Source organism: Flavobacterium notoginsengisoli, assembly GCF_014207905.1.
Classification (GTDB): Bacteria; Bacteroidota; Bacteroidia; order Flavobacteriales; family Flavobacteriaceae; genus Flavobacterium; species Flavobacterium notoginsengisoli_A.
The window spans coordinates 44,170-64,226 of the sequence record NZ_JACHLB010000002.1 but is presented as its reverse complement, the minus strand read 5'-3'; the positions used below and the strand labels follow the sequence as shown (position 1 = coordinate 64,226).

Here is a 20,057-nt window from a genome sequence, read left to right as displayed (position 1 = left end):
TCTAATTTAAAATGCCAACACTGAGACTTTAAACTGCGACTGAAAACTAACTCTTTGGATTATCCTGATAATATCTTTCTTCAATACGTTTTATATCTCTTATTGAATTTTTAGCCCAATCTAAGCGTTTTGCTAAAATTTCTTCCTCACTTAATTTCCAGTCAATATCAGATCTTCTCAATCTGTTTGTTAAGCTTTGAATTATGATTGCTGCCGAAACAGAAATATTTAAACTTTCGGTAAAACCAACCATTGGTATTTTTAGAAAACCATCAGCATTATCCATAATTTCTTGAGACAAACCTTCTTTTTCTGTTCCGAAAAACAATGCACTTGGTTTTGTAATATCGAAATCTTCCAACATACAATCTTTTTCATGCGGTGTTGTCGCAATAATCTGATAACCTTTATTTCTTAAATCAGAAAGACAGCCTGAAACCGAATCAAATCTATTAATGTCAACCCATTTTTGTGCGCCTAACGCAATTTCTTTGTCTATTCTTTTTCCGAAACGTTGTTCAATTACATTCAATTCTTGAATACCAAAAACTTCACAGCTTCTCATTACAGCACTTGTATTATGCATCTGATAAACATCTTCAACCGCAACTGTAAAATGTTTTGTTCTGTTCTCTAATACTTTTAGAAAATTAGCTTTTCTATTTTCAGTTAATATGTTTTCTAAGAATGCGAGGTAATCTAAATCAATCATTTTTAATATTTTTATTGGCAATAATAGTATTAACTACGTTATATAAAACAAATGTATTCCAGTCTTTTTGATAGGAATAACCACGGTTAAAATCTAATGGATTTTCTTTTGAATAAACAGAAAAATAAGTGGCATACTTTCTAATTCCTACATCATTCCATGCAATTAGTTTTTTTTCTTGTTTAAGAAGTTTCGATACTGTAATAATTATTCCTTCTGGATTAATCTCGGCTTCTCCGATAAAGAAAGATTTGCCTTGTTTAAAATCTTCAATAAATGCTATCGTTTTTTCTTTAAAATACAAATCCCAAACTGAAGTTATTATTTCAGAATAAAGCTCGTGGACTTTAAGTTTTTTAATTCCAAAATAACTTGTAAATTTTATTTTTAAAATTTCGTCATCAAAATTTTTTATCCAAACTTGATATTCTCTTCCAAAAACAAGACGATACTGATACAAAGTTACACCATAACAAAATTCTTTTATTTCATTGGTTTTAAAAGAAGTAAACCCATCATTTACCAAATCTTTATCTTCGAATTTAATAAAATCAGGATGCAGATGTAATTCTCTTTTGTAATTATCTAGAAAACTTCTTTTAATCTTTAATCTCAGTTCCGTTTTCAAATCAATTAAATTTAGTTTGCGAAAATAACTATTTCATTTGAAAAATTTCTCATTTCCTTATCTTTGAATGAGAATCAACCAATCATTCATAAAAATGAAAAAGAAACTTGTAGTCTTAACAGGAGCAGGAATTAGTGCAGAAAGTGGCATCAAAACTTTTCGCGACAGCGATGGTTTATGGGAAGGTCATGATGTAATGGAAGTTGCGACTCCAGAAGGCTGGCACAAAAATCAAGAATTAGTTCTAGACTTTTACAACAAAAGACGTCAACAGTTAAAAGAAGTAAAACCAAATCTTGGCCATATTATTTTAGCAGAATTAGAAAAAGATTTTGATGTTCATATTATTACTCAAAATGTAGACGATTTGCACGAACGCGCCGGAAGTACTAAAGTTTTGCATTTGCATGGAGAATTGTTAAAAGTTAGAAGCGTTCGGGATAAAAATCTAATTTTAGATTGGACTGAAGATTTATTTACTGGAGATTTTGATTCAAACGGACATCAGCTCAGACCTCATATTGTTTGGTTTGGCGAAGAAGTTCCAGCGCTTGAAGAAGCAATTGACATTACAGAAACAGCCGATTATTTTGCTGTAATCGGAACTTCACTTCAAGTTTATCCCGCAGCAGGTTTAATTTCGTATACTCCAAGCACAACACCGGTTTTTTATATTGATCCAAAACCAATCTCAATTCCGAACATTCGAAATAAAGTAGAAACGATTGCTAAATTTGCTTCTGAAGGTGTTGCCGATTTAAGAACGCGATTAAATTCATTTTGAATGCACAAATGAACGTTTTAATTACCTGTAATCGCTAAATTCTGTTTATATTTGCACCTTTCGAAAAACAACATAACAATGACTACTCTAAACGAATTGAATGCTATATCGCCAATTGATGGAAGATATAGAAATAAAACCCAAAATTTAGCACCATTTTTCTCTGAAGAAGCATTAATTAAATACCGCGTTTTGGTTGAAGTGGAATACTTCATTGCGTTATGCCAAATTCCATTGCCACAATTACAAGGTATTGATTCTAGTTTATTTGAAAGCTTGAGAAACATCTACAAAAATTTCTCAACTGAAGATGCTCTTTGGATTAAAGAAACAGAAAAAGTAACCAACCACGACGTAAAAGCGGTTGAATATTTCATAAAAGATGCTTTTGAAAAATTAGGTTTATCTCAATACAAAGAGTTCATTCACTTCGGATTAACATCTCAAGACATTAACAATACTGCTATTCCGCTTTCTACAAAAGAAGCGTTTGAAGAGGTTTATATGCCAACTTTAATCGCAGTAATTGCTAAATTAAAAGAATTATGTATTGAATGGAAAGACATTCCAATGTTAGCGCGCACACACGGACAACCAGCTTCACCTACTCGTTTAGGAAAAGAGATTTTGGTATTCGTTGAGCGTTTAGAGGAGCAAATGCGTTTATTATTCAATATTCCGTTTGCTGCTAAATTTGGTGGCGCTACTGGAAATTTCAATGCACATCACGTAGCTTACCCACAAATTGATTGGAAACAATTCGGAAATAAATTTGTTGAAACTGATCTTGGTTTAAAACATTCATTCCCAACAACACAAATTGAGCACTACGATCATTTTGCTGCTTTCTTTGATGCTTTAAAAAGAATCAACACGATTATTATTGATTTAGATCGCGACATCTGGACATATGTTTCGATGGATTACTTCAAACAAAAAATCAAAGCGGGAGAAATTGGATCTTCTGCAATGCCACACAAAGTAAATCCAATTGATTTTGAAAATTCTGAAGGAAACTTAGGAATTGCCAATGCTATTTTTGAGCACCTTTCTGCAAAATTACCAATCTCGAGATTACAGCGTGACTTAACAGACAGTACTGTTTTACGTAATGTTGGAGTTCCGTTTGGACATACCATTATTGCTTTTGAAGCAACTTTAAAAGGTTTGAACAAATTGCTTTTAAATGAAAGTAAATTTGCTGAAGATTTAGAAAAAAACTGGGCAGTTGTGGCTGAGGCAATTCAGACAATTTTACGTCGTGAAGCATATCCAAATCCTTATGAAGCTTTAAAAGGTTTAACAAGAACGAACGAAGCAATTGACAAAAATGCGATTCATAATTTCATTGCAACATTAGAAGTTTCTGATGCTGTTCGTGCAGAATTATTGGCTATAACTCCTAGTAATTACACAGGAATTTAGAAAAAAACTAAAATATTTTCCCAAAAAAAGCTATCTTTATCGAGATAGCTTTTTTTATTTAATTTGGAGTTATTAGCCCAGATTACTTCGTGCAACTTTATAGTTTTTTCCTAAGTTCTGCGAATTTCATTTCAAATGAAAGACTGGATTTACTCCTGAAAAAATACCACGTTTTTATATGATTGCATTAAATGCCGCAGCCGAAAGTACACACCATCTACAACCTTTAATTAGTGATTTGGGTTTAATCCTAATGACTGCTGGAATTGCCGTTCTATTGTTTAAAAAACTAAAACAACCTTTGGTTTTAGGTTACTTAATCGCAGGATTTTTAGCCGGAAACCATTTTGATTTTTTCCCTTCGATTACCGACATGAAAAGTGTCGAAGTCTGGGCCGAAATTGGGGTTATATTTTTGCTTTTTAGTTTAGGACTCGAATTCAGCTTTAAGAAACTAATGAAAGTTGGAGGAACCTCTTCTGTTACCGCCATAACCCAGATTCTATTTATGATATTAGTGGGATTTTGCGTTGGACAATGGATGGGCTGGGGAAAAATGGATAGTATTTTTCTAGGAGCAACACTTTCAATTTCTTCAACAACAATTATCATTAGGGCTTTTGACGAATTAGGAGTTAAAGGAAAAAAATTCGTCGGAATTGTATTTGGAGCTTTAATTGTTGAAGATATCGTTGCCATTTTAATGCTCGTTTTATTATCTACTATCGCTGTAAGTGATCAGGTTTCTGGAACTGAATTACTGCAATCTGTATTAAAATTAGTTTTCTTTTTAATTATTTGGTTTTTGGGAGGAATCTTTATCATTCCAACAATCTTTAAAAAAGCAAAACACCTTTTAACTGATGAAATGCTTCTCATATTATCATTAGCATTATGTTTAATGATGGTTATTTTTGCAGCGAATGTTGGATTTTCTCCAGCATTGGGAGCTTTTATAATGGGTTCTATTATTGCCGAAACGACAATGGCAGAAAAAATTGAACATTTAATTCAACCTGTAAAAGACTTATTTGGAGCGGTTTTCTTCGTATCGGTAGGAATGTTAATTAATCCTGGAACGTTGATTTCTTATGCGCTTCCAGTTGCTTTGATAACCTTAATTACCATTTTCGGAAAAGCACTTAGCTCTTCTTTTGGTGCTTTGCTCTCTGGACAACCTTTAAAACAATCTATTCAGACCGGAATGAGTTTGGCACAAATTGGGGAATTCTCTTTTATTATTGCAACTCTTGGTATGACATTAAAAGTAACAAGCGATTTTTTGTATCCAATAATCGTAGCCGTTTCTGCCATTACCACATTTACAACACCTTTCTTAATTAAATATTCTGAAACATTTGCCTTGTATTTAGAATCAAAAATGCCAAAAAGATGGGTTAAAAACATTAATCGTTATAGTGTCAATGCACAAGCAATTAAATCTGTAAGCACATGGCAAATTGTACTTCGTTCTTCAATAACGCAGATTATTCTTCACACTATAATTATTACAGCCATTATTTTATTGTCTTCTAAATTTGTTGCGCCTTTAGTGGCCGATACGAGATTCGGAAATACTTTGGCCGCTTTATTAACTTTGGTAGTTATTGCTCCATTTTTATGGGCGCTTTCTCTAAGACGTGTCAAAGTAGACGAAGTAGAAATTTTGTGGGAAGAACGTAAATATCGTGGTGCCTTATTGATGTTGATTTTAATAAGAATGAGTCTCGGATTGTTCTTTGTTGGTTTTTTATTGAATATTTTCTTCTCTCCTTTAGTCGCTTTTATAGCCTTGATTATTGCAATTGGAGCGTATCAAATTTTCCCTAAAAAATTAAATGAGCAATATCATAAAATCGAAAATCACTTTCTAAAAAATCTTAACGATCGCGAGAATAAAAAAATCGACAGAAGATATGCCAACTTAATGCCTTGGGATGGACACATGTCTTTTTTCGAAATAAAAAAAGAATCTAATTTGGTTGGACAAACATTACAAGAACTTAAAATTCGTGAGCAATTAGGTATAAATATCGCTTATATCAAACGCGGAGAAGTTACGATTCCGATTCCGACCAAAAACGAACGCTTATTTCCTGGAGATGAAATCTGTGTAATTGGTACAGATGCTCAAATTGTTGAATTCACAAAATACCTAAACCAAAATGAAACAGAAGCCCGCGGAAAAGTTGAAGAAACTGACATTGTACTTCGCCAGCTAGAAGTTTCGCAAGAAGAATTTATTCAAAAAAGCATAGGTCAATTTAGAGCCAAAACAGACGGAATGGTTGTCGGTATCGAACGAAACGGAAATCGTATTCTAAATCCAGAATCTAGCTTGATTTTAGAAAAAAACGATATTCTGTGGGTTGTGGGAGATAAAAAAAGAATGACAGCTTTGTTGGCGGTTAAATAAGGTTCTGAGGAACTAAGTTGCTAAGGCACTAAGATTTTCCTTCAACACCTTTAAAATTTTGCAAAAAAAATAAAGCGCTAAAATTTCAACAATTGAAATCTTAGCGCTTTTATATTTAAAAACCTTAGAATCTAAGTTCCTTAGTCCCTTAGAACCTTAAAAATTATTTATTCGGCTGCGGAGTCAAACGTAAATAAGGTTTTATTGGTGTATGTCCTTTTGGGAATTTTGCAGGAATATCACTGTCTGGAATTGCAGGCGCGATTACTACATCTTCTCCATCTTTCCAGTTTGCAGGAGTTGCTACACTGTAATTTGCCGTTAATTGCAAACTATCAATAACGCGAAGCAATTCATCAAAATTTCTTCCTGTTGAAGCTGGATAAGTTAAAGTCAATTTGATTTTTTTATCAGGTCCGATAACAAAAACAGAACGTACTGTAAATTTATCACTTGCATTTGGATGAAGCATATCATATAAATTCGCTACCTTTTTATCTTCATCTGCAATAATTGGGAAATTAACTTCTGTATTTTGAGTTTCATTAATGTCTTTAATCCATTCTTTGTGCGAATCTAAACCATCTACACTCAGAGCAATAACTTTTGTATTTCTTTTGGTAAATTCAGGAACATAATTCGCTACAGTTCCCAATTCAGTTGTACAAACAGGAGTAAAATCTGCTGGATGCGAAAATAAAACACCCCAAGAATCTCCTAACCATTCGTGAAAATTGATTGGTCCCTGCGTGGTTTGTGCGCTGAAATCTGGTGCTATATCGCCTAATCTTAATGTTGACATAATTTATCTTTTTTAGTTCCTCTAAAATTAACTAAAAAATACATGTAGAAAACATTCAAAAGGTAAAAAAAAGTTAAAATTCTACTTTATCTATCTAATTAGTATTTTGAATTAAATAAAACTCAGGATAAAGTACCAAATAGCAAGAGTTAAGAAAGAAATCGGAATTCCAAAACCAATCATCATACTGCTTAATTTTGGCTTCAATCCGTAAGTAGAAGCTAGAATTGCACCCGTGATCATTGGAGCCATTGCAGTTTCCATTAAAGTAATTTTAATAGCCTCCGAACGCTGATTGAAAATAAAAACATACAGTACAAAAATTACAAACGGAACTAATAGCAGTTTAAAGAAAAGTCCCAGCCTTAAGAATTTCCAGTGCTGGCTTTTTCGATCAAAAGTCAATTGCAAACCAACTGAAAGTAATGCTAGTGGCGTAACTAAACTTCCTATCTTTAATAATACATTTTGAATATTTTCATTTAAATCGTAATTCATAACATTGAAAATACAAGCCAAAACAAACATCAGAAATGGCGGAAATGTAATAATCTTTTTAAATATCCCTAAAAAGTTTGGACTTCCTTTAGAATAAAAAGCCGCTGTAAAAACGCCAAGTGTAGAAACCACCACAAAAGTCCCCGGCTGATCTACTAAAACTGCCGTTTCTAAACCTTTTTTTCCAAACAAAGCTTCAATAATCGGATAACCTAAAAATGAACTGTTACTTAATCCTGCGGTTAGAATCAGACAGCCAATCAATTTATTCGACCAGCCCTTTTTCCTTCCTAAAAAATGAAAAAATAAAAAAGCCAAGATATAAGTAATCCAGCCCGCTCCTATTGGAAACAGCAATTCGTTGCTCCATTTTATTTTAGGAATATGATAAAGTGTAATTGCCGGAAGACAGAAATAAATAACAATTTTATTTAATGTCTTGTAAATATGAGTCGGAAATTGCTTTACTCGTTGTAAAACTAAACCGAGTGCAAGGAATAAAAATATTAGAAGAAAATTGTTCATATCTATAGTTCATCACAAAAATAAGTATTTATAGTTTAGTGATTAGTAAAAAGTAATTAGTAATTAGCTCTTTTAGTAAATAGTAACTACTGCTTTTCTTTTGTTAAACCTATAACAATTAACAAGGAACTTTTCAAATCAACTTCAAAACTTGAATTGGCTTTTCACATCTCAAAAACAACTAGTTACTAGTCACTTTTCACTAATCACTTTTTACTAATTTCAAAAAAAATAGTTAAATTAGTATTTTGTGTAACAAAAAAATGTAAATTTGTAACATATTTTATTACAGTATGATTTCAGGTAAATTTGCCATTACGATTCACATTCTTACGCTACTGCATAAGTTTCCTAACGATTATTTATCGTCGGAATTTATTGCAGGAAGTATGAATTTAAATCCTGTTCTGGTTAGGAAAGAAATTGCCAATTTAAAAGCACATCATGTTGTAGAGAGTAAAGAAGGAAAAAATGGCGGAACAAAATTGGCCGTAAATGCTTCCGAATTGACATTAAAAGAAATATTTGAAATGACTTTTGAAACCATTGGTTTAGGTTTTGCTAAAAATCAGCCAAATCCTGATTGTCCTGTTGGAAAAAAAATCAATCAGAATCTGGAAGCTTTATACAGCGAAATGAACGAAAAAGTAGGTGCTCAATTGCAGAATATTTCTTTGGAAGACTTTTCGAATCAATTTTAAAACTATTTTTTTAATCAAAACTGTAACATTTTTTATTACTAAATAAATTTATATATTATGAAAATCGCTATTATTGGAGCAACAGGATTTGTTGGTTCCGCACTTGTAAACGAATTCTCAGACAGAAAACATGAAATCACTGCTATAGCAAGAACTCCAAAAGATACTGCAAATGCTACTTGGGTTGCTGCAGATGTTTATAATGCAGACGCATTGGCAGAAATTTTAAAAGGACATGATGTTGTAGTAAACGCTTTTAATCCAGGATGGTCAAATCCAAACATTTATGAGGACTCAATGAAAGGTTCTAAAGCTATTCAAGAGGCAGTAAAAAAATCTGGCGTTAAAAGATTTATCACTATCGGTGGTGCAGGAAGTTTATTTGTTGCTCCAGGTTTACAAGCAATTGACACTCCAGATTTTCCAAAAGAAATATTCGACGGTGCAAATGCTGCAAGACATTATTTAGATATCATTAAAGAAGAAAAAGATTTAGATTGGGCATTTTTTAGTCCGGCTTTTGAAATGCACGCAGGCACTAAAACAGGAAGAACTGGAAAATACCGTTTAGGTTTAGATAATCCGGTTTTCAATGATGAGCAAAGAAGTATTTTATCTGTAGAAGATTTAGCGGTTGTTATTGCTGATGAAGTGGAAACTCCAAAACATCATCAAGTTAGATTTACAGCGGGATATTAAAAAAGATACTAAGTTTCTAAGAGGGTAAGATTCTAAGTTTTTTTGCCACTAATTACACTAATTTTCACGAATTATTTTTATAAGTTCTAGATGTCATCCTGAGCGAAGTCGAAGGACTCACAAAGTAATTCCATAATAATATTCAAACCCGACAGGTTTTTGAAACCTGTCGGGTTTCTTTTCATTAAACAAGCTTTGTCGAGCTACTTGCGTGCCCTTCGACTTCGCTCAGGATGACAAAAAATTGATAACAAATTCGTGAGAATTCGTGGGATTCGTGGCTAACTAACTTTTTGAAACTGTTTTTGTTTTCAGTACTTTTACATTTCTAAATAATGTATTTTGTCAAATTTGAATAAACAAGCTGGAAACATCTCTGAGAAACCTGGGATTTCATCTCCCGAAATCACCAATATTTCGGCTATTAATCAAATTAAAAACAAACGCAGGCAACAACCCACTTCAGAAGAATTAATTAACGGAATTTTAGACGGCAATAGAACTTTTCTAAGCCGTGCGATTACTTTAATTGAAAGCACAAATCCAGATCATTTTGAAAAAGCCAATGAAGTAGTTCAAGGCTGTTTGGCGCACGCAAACAAATCAATTCGCATTGGAATTACGGGTGTTCCCGGTGTTGGAAAAAGTACATTTATTGAAGTTTTTGGAAAACATCTTACTCAGTTGGGCAAAAAAGTTGCCGTTTTGGCCGTTGATCCAAGCAGTTCTCTTTCGCATGGAAGCATTCTAGGCGATAAAACTCGTATGGAAGAATTGGTTAAAGATGAAAATGCATTTATCAGACCAAGTGCTTCTGGGGAAACTTTAGGCGGTGTCGCACGTAAAACTAGAGAAACTATTATTCTTTGCGAAGCCGCAGGTTTTGATACTATTATTATTGAAACTGTTGGTGTTGGCCAAAGCGAAACCGCTGTTCACAGTATGGTCGATTTCTTTTTACTTTTAAAAATTTCTGGTGCTGGAGATGAACTTCAGGGCATTAAACGGGGAATTATGGAAATGGCAGATGCCATCGTAATCAATAAAGCGGATGGAGATAATATTAAAAAAGCCAATCAGGCGAAAGTAGATTTCAATAGAGCTTTGCATTTATTTCCTCCCAAAAAATCAAAATGGGAACCAAAAGTAACGACATGCAGTTCTATAACTAAAGAAGGTATTTCTGAAATCTGGAATACAGTTTCTGACTATTTTGAATTGACTAAAGAGTCAGGTTTCTTTCAAGAAAAAAGAAACGACCAAAATCATTTCTGGATGATGGAAACCATCAACGAACAATTGAAGCAAAATTTCTACAATCAATCTGAAATTATTTCTCTTTTAGAAGAAAATAAAAAAGCAGTGCAAAACAATGAAATCTCACCTTTTGCAGCTGCTTCTGAGTTGTTAAAATTATATTTTAAAAAAGATACTAAGTAGCTAAGATGCTAAGGTTCTAAGGTTTTTTCTCGATATTCTCACATTGAGCGAAACCGCAATGCATTTCGACTTCGCTCAATGTGACAATGTTATATAAATCCTCTAAATAAAAACTTAGAATCTTAGCAACTTAGAACCTTAGCGTCTTAATTTATATTTACTTTCTTTATATAAATTTCCAGCCGTAATTACATGCGCTAAAGCATCTTTTGCCAATTCTTCATTTAATTTTACTGGAATTAATGTTGTATCATTTTTAACTTCAAACTGAAGCGGTTTCAAATTCGGTTGCATAATGACAACTTGATTTTCTACTCTAAAAGCATTGATGTCATTAAATTGCATAATAGCTCTTCCCTGTACTTTTGGATCTAATTTCGCTAAATTTCTACCAACCATTGGTGTTTCAAAAGGAATTCCTAAATAAGCTAACAATGTTGGAGGAATATCAATCTGACTTGCCAATCTATCATAAACGGCATTTTTTGGAACTCTAGGTCCCATAATAAATGCCGGAATATGGAATTTATTTATTGGAACTAAATTCTTTCCATACGTTCTGGTATTATGATCTGCAATTACTATGAAAATAGTGTTTTTAAAATAAGCTTCTTTTTTAGCCAATTCAAAGAATTTTCCAATTGAGAAATCGGCGTATTTCATAGCATTGTTTACCGTTGCAGGTTTTTTATCATAAGGTTTGATTCTTCCGGCAGGATATTCAAATGGTTCATGATTGGAAGTGGAAAACATCAGAGAGAAAAATGGTTTATCTCCTTTTGATTTAAAATATTGATTGGCTTTCGTTACTAAATCTTCATCAGAATATCCCCAAGTTCCTTTGAAAGCATATTTATTTCCATCAGATTCGAAATCGGTTTGATCTACAATATCCTGAAATCCATTTCCGTTGAAAAATGATGCCATGTTATCAAAATTTGCCATTCCGCCGTAAATGAAACTAGTGTCGTAACCTTTTTGTTTTAAGGCATCTGCAAGTGTGAAAAATCCTTGTTGCGAATTTCCTAATCTTACAACACTTTCAGATGGCGAAGGTAAAAATCCAGTTACAACGGCTTCAATTCCGCGAACACTTCTTGTCCCTGTGCAATACAAATTGGTAAATAAAGTTCCCTCTTTAGATAATTTATCAAATTCGGGCGTTAATGGTTTCCCTCCTAAGATTCCAACATATTCTGCACCTAAACTTTCTTGTAGAAAAATCACCAAATTATATGGCTTTTTCATCACAGAATCTGGTTGTCGTACATGTAAAAACGGAATCTCAGCATCTGTAAAATCATTTGGTCCAGCAATCATGTATTTTTTTACACGGGCGATTGCTTCTGCTTCATCCATTTTACCGTACATTTTGGTGTTTCCTTCATTTTTGATAGAATACGCGGCAAAAGCAACCGTATAAAACGAATTCAAACCCAAAGTATTTGTCAGCTGATCTGTTGAGAAAACAGCATTACTGGCATTGATTGGACGTTTGGAAGTTAAACTTGAACGTGCTCCAAAAAACAACAGAAAAGCTACTAACGGAAAAACGATTAGTTTAAACTTATAATCTGCATTTGTTGTATAAAAAAACTTTTTCCCTTTTTTGAAAGCAAAATAAAGTACTATTCCCAAAATTAGGAAAGTCACAATTATAGAAGTCTGATAACTTTTCAGAAGCATTCCGACAACTTCTTTTGGATAAATCAGATAATCTAAGAAAATCTTATTTGGACGTGTGTCGTATTGTTTAACAAAGTCTGGCGAAGCTAATTCTACAAATAAAATTAAAAACAGGAATAAAAAGCTGTAAATCACCAAAAACTTATTGGTAAATTTTAGCCATTTATTTGGAAGAAAAGTGATTAATAAAGCAGGCAGAAATGACAAATAACAAAGCAATATCAAATCCATTCTAAGACCGATTGGAAAAATATACCAGAAATTTTCGGTCTGCTCTACTCTTTCTTTAAAAAGGAAAAATAAAAAAAGACGACTTAAAGTGGTAATCAATAAACCGACTAAAATAAAATTGAAAATCGGCTTTAAATAACTTAATTTTTTCATTGAAAAATAAAATAAGAACGTAAAAAATCAATAAAAGTAAAGACACAAAAGGTGCATCTTTACTCTTCGTAACGATTCACTTCTCTGTCATAAAACTCATTAGCTTTCTCGATCAATCCTTCCATTTCTGCATTTAATTCTGCCTCATCAAGATCTTCTGCTTCTTCTAAAAACTCTACCTCATCGTCTTTCAAATTGATGATAAATCTTGGATAATCTAAGTGAATGATAAAAATATCATCTGGAAAATCAGTGTTGTCTCCAAGTAAAAATTTAGGTAATTCCATATTTATTATTTTTTATTAATGGTTATTTTTTGAATCTAAAATTTTTTCAAAATTAGTTATTTGAAACTGAATTTGTAATCAATTTCTTAGTTAGATAATTAAAACGTAAATATAACATAACTGCCGCTGCGGTTAAACCAGCCAAAAGTCCGATCCAAACACCTTGCGCTTTCAATTCGGTATGTTCTCCTAAATAATAAGAAATAGGAAAACCAATTACCCAATACGCTACAAAGGTAATATACATTGGGATTTTTACATCTTGTAATCCTCTCAATGCGCCTAAAACAACAACTTGAATTCCGTCGGAAATCTGGAAAACTGCTGCGATTAATAATAATTTGGAAGCAATTGCAATAACCTCAGTATTATCTGTAAGCTGAATTGTGTTTTCCATATTTAAAAAGATATGCGGCAAAACAGTGTGAAAAGTAATAAATACCAAAGCAAAGAAAACTTCTAAAATAATGGCCAAAAGAAAAATAGATCTTGCCACAACAAGCAGTTTTTTATAATCTGTTAAACCTCTCTGATTACTCACACGAATCATCGAAGTTACGCTTAATCCCATTGCAAACATAAAAGTAAGTGAAGCTAAACTCAATGCAATTTGGTTTGCTGCCTGACTTGTTTTTCCGATATTTCCGCAAAGCCAGATTGAAGCCGTAAACAAAACCACTTCAAACAACATTTGCATTGCCGATGGAAAACCTATGCTGATAATCTTCTTTATTGTTGCTTTTTTAATTTCATTAAAACTGAAACCTTTAAAGAAACGTTTTAAATCTTCTCTTCGCGAAAGCATAATATGCATAAACATCACCAAAAATATTCTCGAAATTACGGTACCAAGTGCTGCACCGATAATTCCCATTTTTGGAAAAATCCAGATTCCGTAAATCAAAACATAATTGATTCCGACGTGTAAAACATTTGCCATAACCATTGCATACATAGAATATTTAGTCAACGACATTCCGTCTGCAAATTGTTTATATCCTTGATACATTACTAACGGAATCAACGAAAAAGCAACCCAACCTAAATATGGTTTTGCCAAAATAATAACGTCTTCAGGCTGTTTTAATAATTCCATTATTGGTTTTGCACACATAATAATACTGAACAAAACTAATCCTAAAATGGTACATAGAAATAAACCGTGATGAAACGCAGAACGAATTTTAGAGTCATTTTTTTCTGCATCTCCTTCTGCAACAATTGGTGTTATAGCAGTCGAGAAACCAATTCCGAGAGACATCGCGATAAAAATCATGCTGTTTCCTAATGAAACTGCAGCCAATTCTGTACTTCCGATTTTTCCCACCATAATGTTATCGACTATACCAATTAAAGTATGCCCAACCATTCCCAAAATAACAGGATATGCTAGTCTCAAATTATACGAAAACTCTTTGGTGTACTGCTTTAAATTCACTTCTACTCGATTTTAGTCGGCAAAGATAATCAGAAGCTTCGAATTCTATCCTATTAATAAAATTATATCCCAATCTTAAGGCAAAAATAAGGTGAACTCAATATTATATAAAGATTTTTAAAAATTGTATAACAATCTGCCAATACCTCCGTTTTAATTTTACAATATTAATAATTCAAATATATAAGCCATGAAAAAATTACAGATTATTTGCCTAGCTGCTTTTGCATTTTTATTCTCTAACAACACATTCGCTCAAGACACAGCAGCAACAAATTACGATCAAGGATTTAGATTAGGATTCGGTTTAAACGGCGGATTACCAACAGATGGCGATTACGACTGGGCTCTTGGAGGAGACGTTCGTTTACAATATGACCTTTCTAAGAAAACATCTTTAACCTTAACAACAGGTTTTACAAACTTATTCATGGGAAAAGATGATTTAGGAAACAACATAAAAGATGTAGGATTCATTCCGGCAAAAGCAGGTTTTAAAGCTTTTGTATTAAAAGATCAATTTTATGTATTAGGAGAAGTTGGTGCCGGTTTTGCCGTAACAAATGGTTATGATAAAACAACATTTTTATGGGCTCCAGGAATTGGATACGCTAACAAATTTATTGATTTAAGCGTACGTTACGAAGATTACCACGACTTTAGAACCAACCAAGTAGCGCTTCGTGTTGCTTATGGTTTTAAACTATAAAAAATAGGTTTAATTTATTATTTTGTTTTTGGATAAAAGCCGACAGATCTGCATAATCTGTCGGTTTTTTATTTTTTTTGAAAATTATCTAATTATCAAATTGACACATTTTCTAATTTAACTATTCTCCAAAGTCTTCTTGTAAGTATCAAAATTATCCAGAATTTCTTTGTCTAAAGCAGGAACCTGAATATCGGTATATTGCTTCATTTCTTCCCAAATAATCTTCGCTACAATATAACGCGCCATATCTTTATCATCTGCAGGAACAATGTACCAAGGCGCATGTTCTTTAGAAGTCTGATTGATGGCTTCTTCGTAATATTCCTGATATTCATCCCAATGTTCGCGTTCTCTCAAATCTCCAGGCGAAAATTTCCAATTGTGTTTTCCTTCTTCCAAACGACGCAGTAAACGGCTTTTTTGTTCGTCTTTACTTAAATGCAAAAAGAACTTCATCACAATCGTTCCGTTTTGTGCAATGTGTTTTTCGAAATTATTAATTTGATCAATTCTCTTTTCCCAGAATTTAGGTGTAATATCATCTACAGAATTAATGTCTGGTAAATTCTCTGCCAAAATAAATTCAGGATGCACGCGAGTCACCAAAACATTTTCGTAATGCGTTCTATTAAAAATCGCAAATTTTCCTTTTTCAGGCAATGCAATATAATGACGCCATAAATAATCATGCTCCAATTCGGTCGAATTTGGTGTTTTAAAACTATGCACCACTACTCCACGCGGATTAAATTCTTTAAAAACTTCTCGAATCAAACTATCTTTTCCCGAAGTATCCATTCCTTGAAGACAGATTAAAACCGAATATTTGTTGTGCGCATACATAATATCTTGCAAATTGCTCAATTTAGCCTGTACCTTATCTAGTTTTTCTTCTTTTTCATCATCATCTGCATCGACATTTAATAAAGTCGGAAGCTTTTTTAATTTTACTTTATCTACAACTTTAAAATCTTTTGGATCTATTGACTTCATATTTTCAAATTTTATATCATAAATATACTAATTTTACGAAGCAAATTCCTGCTATTCATTGCAATACTTTTCAATAAACTGCTTTTTTCCAAAGCCATAACAAGAGCTTCTTTCAGTCGCTTTGTTCTGTCAGGAAAAAATGCAATTTCTTTTCAAAGTATTTCTCCCGAAGCGTCGGGACTATCAGGGCTAGGCAATCGTTTTCAAAAGAACTTTCTGAAATTTCAAAATTTATAATGACGAAAAGAATTCTATTTTTATTTCTTATTTGTGTAATGTGCATAGGAAACGCACAAACAAATCAAAAAGTTAAGATTGATGAATTAGTTTCAGATTATATTAAAGAACTTCAATCTCAAAAAATTGATACTATTTGTGTTTATGAAAGTTATTGTGTTGGTTACATAAAGACTTACGATGAGCCTATCAATGGCACTAAAGAAACTTGCATTGATTATTTAACTAATGAACCTGTTTATGTATTTTGGAAAGAAGATGGAAAAACTTTTCTAACTAAAATTAATTACTGCTGGAAATTTTCTAAAATTGAAATCCCTAAAGATGATTTTTGGCAAATATACATTTTAAACAAAAAGATTATTAAGGAAGAAAAAATCCTGTCTTATGAATATGAAACTTTTGAAAATTCCAAAAAAGTAAAGTATAGAATTGCGGTTGACCATTCATGCCATAATGATTTTAGATTATTATTAAATGGCGAAATAATTGAGAAACGTTTTCATGATTTTGTTCTTCAAGAAAAAGATCAAGATTCATCGAATTTAAACATAAATTACAAACATAATATCAGCTTAAAAAGTAAACTAATAGTTGATATTCTCAAGAAAATAACTTCAGAAGCAGAAAAAAACAATACATTTAAAAAGATAAAGTCACGTTAGTAAAAGACTTTCAAAACAAAATTCATGGAAAAATTCACCTTAGAAATATTATTTCAAATTATCGGAATCGGTTCGGCATCAGGATTATTTTATAATAACGACGCACTTTATGTAATTGGCGACAACAGCGGATTTTTATACGAATACAATATGCAGAATCAGCAATTGAACCAACACGCTTTAATTGACAACCCGACGCAAAATATTCCGAAAAACCTAAAACCAGATTTTGAATCGATTACACATCATAACGATACGCTTTATGTTTTTGGTTCCGGTTCAACAGAAAACCGAAACAAAATGATTGAGTTTGATTTAAAGTCAAAAACTGTTTCAAAGAAAAATAATCTTGTCGATTTATACGCTTTAATGCAAAGTTTCGGCGAAATAAAACCAGAAGATTTCAATTTGGAAGGCGCTATTTTTGATGGAGAAAATTGGTATTTGTTCAATCGCGGAAATGGCGTTTCAAACAAAAACACGATTTTTACCATTCACGCCAAAAAATTAGATGAAGAATTTGCCTTGATTTCTGTCAATTATAAACTGCCAAAAATAAAAGGTGTTCGCTCTAGTTTTACAGATGCGGTTTTAGTTGAAGATAAAATTTATTTTCTTTCTACAGCCGAAGACACCAAATCGACTTATGATGACGGCGAAATCTTAGGAAGTTTTATTGGCAGAATCGATCTTAAAACGATGAAAATCGATTTTACGCAAAAAATAACTTCAACCAATAAATTTGAAGGTTTAACTTTTTATAAAAAAGAAAACAATAAAATCGAGTTTTTGCTTTGTGAAGATAATGATACGGAAGTTTTAGAAACTAAGATTTATAAATTGACGTTGCCTATTAAATAATCATTTATGAAAAAACTAATTCTTCGTGTCATAATAGTTTTCATGCTTTTTACTTTTATTCCTATTTTTTATTCTTTTGGAATACATAAAGCAGAGCAAGAAAATCATAAAATATTATATATAAAAGATTTAAATCCAAAATCATTTATTACCCTTTGTAAAGAACGACATAATAAAACACCAATAAATAGTGTTTCGATGGCTGGAGAATTCCCAGATAATTGGGTAAAACAAAATGATGTGCAATACTTAATATCAATAATGCATTCTAAAGAAAAATGTTGCGGATATATGAATATCCTTTCCTCTCATATTTCGAAAGATGATGCTGAAGTCGGAGGTTTTGCTATAATTTTCCTAAATTCTTATATCAATAAAACAAAGATAAATTTAGGTTTAAACAGTTATCCTAAAACGGATAAAGAATCAATTAAAAAAATAGAAAACTGGTATAAAAAAACAGCAAAGTAAATTGAATTCATTTTTCTCATTTCTAGGAATGACAAATTTTGAGAACAATTAGATTGCGTTAGACGCACTGCGGTGCGTCTCTACAGTAAAAAAAAAAACTTTTTTTCACATCCATCCCAACCTTTTTATCTTTTTATCTCTCTATATAAGAAAGACAACAATTGTGATAAACGAGACTCAAATAGCAAACTGTAAAAAAATGCATCGCGATGCCCAGCGCGAGGTGTACGAATACATGGCGCCTAAGTTGTACCGCCTTTGCAAAAGATATTTAAAAAAGGAAGAAGAAATTGAAGAAGCTCTTGCCGATGCATTCTTTACTATTTTCACCAAACTAGATCAGTTAAAAGAAGCTTATGCTTTTGAAGCTTGGGCAAAAAGAATAACGGTCAATCACTGTTTGGCAACGATTAGAAAAGCAACCAATTTTAATATGTATCTCGACGACGTGAAATTGCTTTCGCAACCTTCTGTCGAAGAATTAAACACATTAGAAGAAGAAGATTTACTTAATTTATTAAACCACATTCCAGACGGCTGTAAAACGGTCTTTAACCTTTTTGTTATTGAAGGTTACGGACATAAAGAAATAGCCGAAATGCTGAAGATCTCCGAAGGCACCTCAAAATCACAATTGAATGCCGCTAAGACCAAACTGAAAGAACTGGTTAATAAACTGTATTATCAAAAAGCAAAATAGTCATGGACAATCAAGATAAATTATTCGATAAAATAAAACAAGCTTCGCAAAATGCCGAGTTTAAAGACTTTCCCGGAATGGAAAAAGTCTGGTCGCGTGTTGAAGACAAACTGGACAAAAAAGAAGATAAAAAAACAATCGCTTTGTGGAAAAAAATTGCTGTTGCGGCTTCTCTTCTTTTACTGATATCTTTAGGTTTTCAATTTTTACGCACCGATAAAAACGTTGTGAATGAAACTCCTAAAGTAGTCATTCAGGAAAAAGAAAAATATCAAGAAACAATTTTAGAACAAAAAAATGCAACACCATCTTCTGGTTCTGGAATTGTTTCGAATGAAGAAGCTGTTAAAATTTTAGAAAATCAAACTAAGAATAAAGAAAGCATTGGTCTTCAAGAAATGGCAGTTCCGAAGGCAGAAGCTATTCAATCTGCACCAGCGCCGCAAATCACTTCAGAAGCTGTTGTTTCTGCAACTGCACCGCTTAAGGCTGAAGATATTGAAGAAAGTGACAATATGAGTTCTAAGAAAGACGCTTTTTCTGATAGAGCCTATTTACAAAAAAGAGAAATGGAATCGGCAAGAGTGGCTTACGCTTCTGAGTCAGCTCAAAAAGCGAAGAAAAGCAATCCTTTGGTAGTTCTTAACGGAAATGCAATGGCGCATAGTGACGATGCCAAAAAAGATAAAATGCTTCGAGAAGAAATGCCAAATTTTGCTCCAGAAAATGTAGATTCGCTTGTAATTTTAGATGAGCCTTTATACATCATCGATGGCATTTATTATTCTGAAAATGATTTATTTGGAAAGAATCCAACGAGTCCATACGCGCCTTTAGACAAACAAGAAATTAAAACTATAACTATTTTACAAGACCTTGAAGCTACAGAAAAGTATGGCGAAAAAGGTAAAAAAGGAGTTGTCATAATCACCACAAAAAACGGAAAACCAGCTCCGAAAAAATAATCTCAAGCTTTGTCAAAGTCTGCAGCTT

20 protein-coding genes are annotated in these 20,057 nt (G+C 32.5%); 12 read left to right on the top strand and 8 right to left on the bottom strand.

All coding sequences use genetic code 11. From position 1 onward, the window contains the following. Positions 1-46: 46 nt before the first annotated feature. A complete protein-coding gene (locus HNP35_RS07165; protein ID WP_184159852.1) occupies positions 47-712 on the bottom strand; it encodes a TrmH family RNA methyltransferase in 666 nt (221 codons plus the stop codon). Next, positions 705-1,340 (bottom strand): hypothetical protein, encoded by a 636-nt coding sequence (locus tag HNP35_RS07160; RefSeq protein ID WP_184159850.1) that lies wholly within the window; start codon positions 1,338-1,340, stop codon positions 705-707. The genes HNP35_RS07165 and HNP35_RS07160 overlap by 8 nt, the downstream gene beginning before the upstream one ends. 94 nt (positions 1,341-1,434) lie before the next feature. Between HNP35_RS07160 and HNP35_RS07155 the strand changes: the two genes are divergently transcribed. From HNP35_RS07155 to HNP35_RS07145, 3 genes are all read left to right on the top strand, one after another. Beyond that, positions 1,435-2,124 carry an SIR2 family NAD-dependent protein deacylase gene (locus HNP35_RS07155; protein WP_184159848.1) on the top strand — a complete coding sequence of 230 codons (690 nt, stop codon included), beginning with the start codon at positions 1,435-1,437 and terminating at the stop codon, positions 2,122-2,124. Between the two features lie 78 nt (positions 2,125-2,202). After that, entirely contained in the window at positions 2,203-3,549 is a 1,347-nt protein-coding gene (purB, locus tag HNP35_RS07150; protein ID WP_184159846.1) for an adenylosuccinate lyase, read from the top strand. A 178-nt stretch (positions 3,550-3,727) separates the two neighbouring features. Continuing rightward, entirely contained in the window at positions 3,728-5,965 is a 2,238-nt protein-coding gene (locus HNP35_RS07145; protein ID WP_184159844.1) for a cation:proton antiporter, read from the top strand. A gap of 163 nt (positions 5,966-6,128) precedes the next feature. Here HNP35_RS07145 and HNP35_RS07140 read toward each other — a convergent pair whose 3' ends face one another. Then, on the bottom strand, positions 6,129-6,767 hold the full coding sequence (locus HNP35_RS07140; RefSeq protein WP_184159842.1) for a peroxiredoxin: 639 nt from the start codon (positions 6,765-6,767) through the stop codon (positions 6,129-6,131). Between the two features lie 111 nt (positions 6,768-6,878). After that, entirely contained in the window at positions 6,879-7,790 is a 912-nt protein-coding gene (locus tag HNP35_RS07135) for an AEC family transporter (protein WP_184159840.1), read from the bottom strand. 293 nt (positions 7,791-8,083) lie between these two features. Between HNP35_RS07135 and HNP35_RS07130 the strand changes: the two genes are divergently transcribed. The 3 genes from HNP35_RS07130 (at position 8,084) to meaB (ending at position 10,630) form a co-directional block, all read left to right on the top strand. Next, positions 8,084-8,491 carry an RrF2 family transcriptional regulator gene (locus HNP35_RS07130; RefSeq protein ID WP_184159838.1) on the top strand — a complete coding sequence of 136 codons (408 nt, stop codon included), beginning with the start codon at positions 8,084-8,086 and terminating at the stop codon, positions 8,489-8,491. 57 nt (positions 8,492-8,548) lie between these two features. Continuing rightward, positions 8,549-9,190 (top strand): NAD(P)-dependent oxidoreductase, encoded by a 642-nt coding sequence (locus HNP35_RS07125; RefSeq protein ID WP_184159836.1) that lies wholly within the window; start codon positions 8,549-8,551, stop codon positions 9,188-9,190. Positions 9,191-9,532: 342 nt separating this feature from the next. Beyond that, the gene (gene meaB, locus HNP35_RS07120; protein WP_184159834.1) at positions 9,533-10,630 is read left to right on the top strand and encodes a methylmalonyl Co-A mutase-associated GTPase MeaB; all 1,098 of its coding nucleotides are present in this window, start codon (positions 9,533-9,535) and stop codon (positions 10,628-10,630) included. 138 nt (positions 10,631-10,768) lie between these two features. Here the strand turns inward: meaB and HNP35_RS07115 are convergent, their stop codons facing one another. Genes HNP35_RS07115 through HNP35_RS07105 form a run of 3 tightly spaced genes read right to left on the bottom strand, consistent with a single transcriptional unit; the run spans position 10,769 to position 14,425 of the window. Further along, positions 10,769-12,700 (bottom strand): LTA synthase family protein, encoded by a 1,932-nt coding sequence (locus HNP35_RS07115; RefSeq protein ID WP_184159832.1) that lies wholly within the window; start codon positions 12,698-12,700, stop codon positions 10,769-10,771. Between the two features lie 59 nt (positions 12,701-12,759). Then, positions 12,760-12,987, bottom strand: coding sequence for a hypothetical protein (locus HNP35_RS07110; RefSeq protein WP_012026986.1), 228 nt, complete (start codon positions 12,985-12,987; stop codon positions 12,760-12,762). A 52-nt stretch (positions 12,988-13,039) separates the two neighbouring features. Continuing rightward, complete coding sequence (locus tag HNP35_RS07105) at positions 13,040-14,425, bottom strand: MATE family efflux transporter (protein ID WP_184159830.1); 1,386 nt, start codon at positions 14,423-14,425, stop codon at positions 13,040-13,042. A 190-nt stretch (positions 14,426-14,615) separates the two neighbouring features. Between HNP35_RS07105 and HNP35_RS07100 the strand changes: the two genes are divergently transcribed. Continuing rightward, positions 14,616-15,134 (top strand): hypothetical protein, encoded by a 519-nt coding sequence (locus tag HNP35_RS07100; protein ID WP_184159828.1) that lies wholly within the window; start codon positions 14,616-14,618, stop codon positions 15,132-15,134. A gap of 117 nt (positions 15,135-15,251) precedes the next feature. Here the strand turns inward: HNP35_RS07100 and HNP35_RS07095 are convergent, their stop codons facing one another. Further along, positions 15,252-16,130 (bottom strand): PPK2 family polyphosphate kinase, encoded by an 879-nt coding sequence (locus HNP35_RS07095; RefSeq protein ID WP_184159826.1) that lies wholly within the window; start codon positions 16,128-16,130, stop codon positions 15,252-15,254. A 236-nt stretch (positions 16,131-16,366) separates the two neighbouring features. Here HNP35_RS07095 and HNP35_RS07090 point away from each other — a divergent pair, with 236 nt between their 5' ends. From HNP35_RS07090 to HNP35_RS07070, 5 genes are all read left to right on the top strand, one after another. Then, positions 16,367-17,032 (top strand): hypothetical protein, encoded by a 666-nt coding sequence (locus HNP35_RS07090; RefSeq protein ID WP_184159824.1) that lies wholly within the window; start codon positions 16,367-16,369, stop codon positions 17,030-17,032. Between the two features lie 24 nt (positions 17,033-17,056). After that, entirely contained in the window at positions 17,057-17,893 is an 837-nt protein-coding gene (locus HNP35_RS07085; protein WP_184159822.1) for a DUF6929 family protein, read from the top strand. Between the two features lie 6 nt (positions 17,894-17,899). After that, positions 17,900-18,364 (top strand): hypothetical protein, encoded by a 465-nt coding sequence (locus HNP35_RS07080; protein ID WP_184159820.1) that lies wholly within the window; start codon positions 17,900-17,902, stop codon positions 18,362-18,364. A 199-nt stretch (positions 18,365-18,563) separates the two neighbouring features. Beyond that, positions 18,564-19,064 (top strand): RNA polymerase sigma factor, encoded by a 501-nt coding sequence (locus HNP35_RS07075; protein WP_184159818.1) that lies wholly within the window; start codon positions 18,564-18,566, stop codon positions 19,062-19,064. Positions 19,065-19,066: 2 nt separating this feature from the next. Continuing rightward, entirely contained in the window at positions 19,067-20,029 is a 963-nt protein-coding gene (locus HNP35_RS07070; RefSeq protein WP_184159816.1) for a hypothetical protein, read from the top strand. The last annotated feature ends 28 nt before the right edge of the window (positions 20,030-20,057 follow it).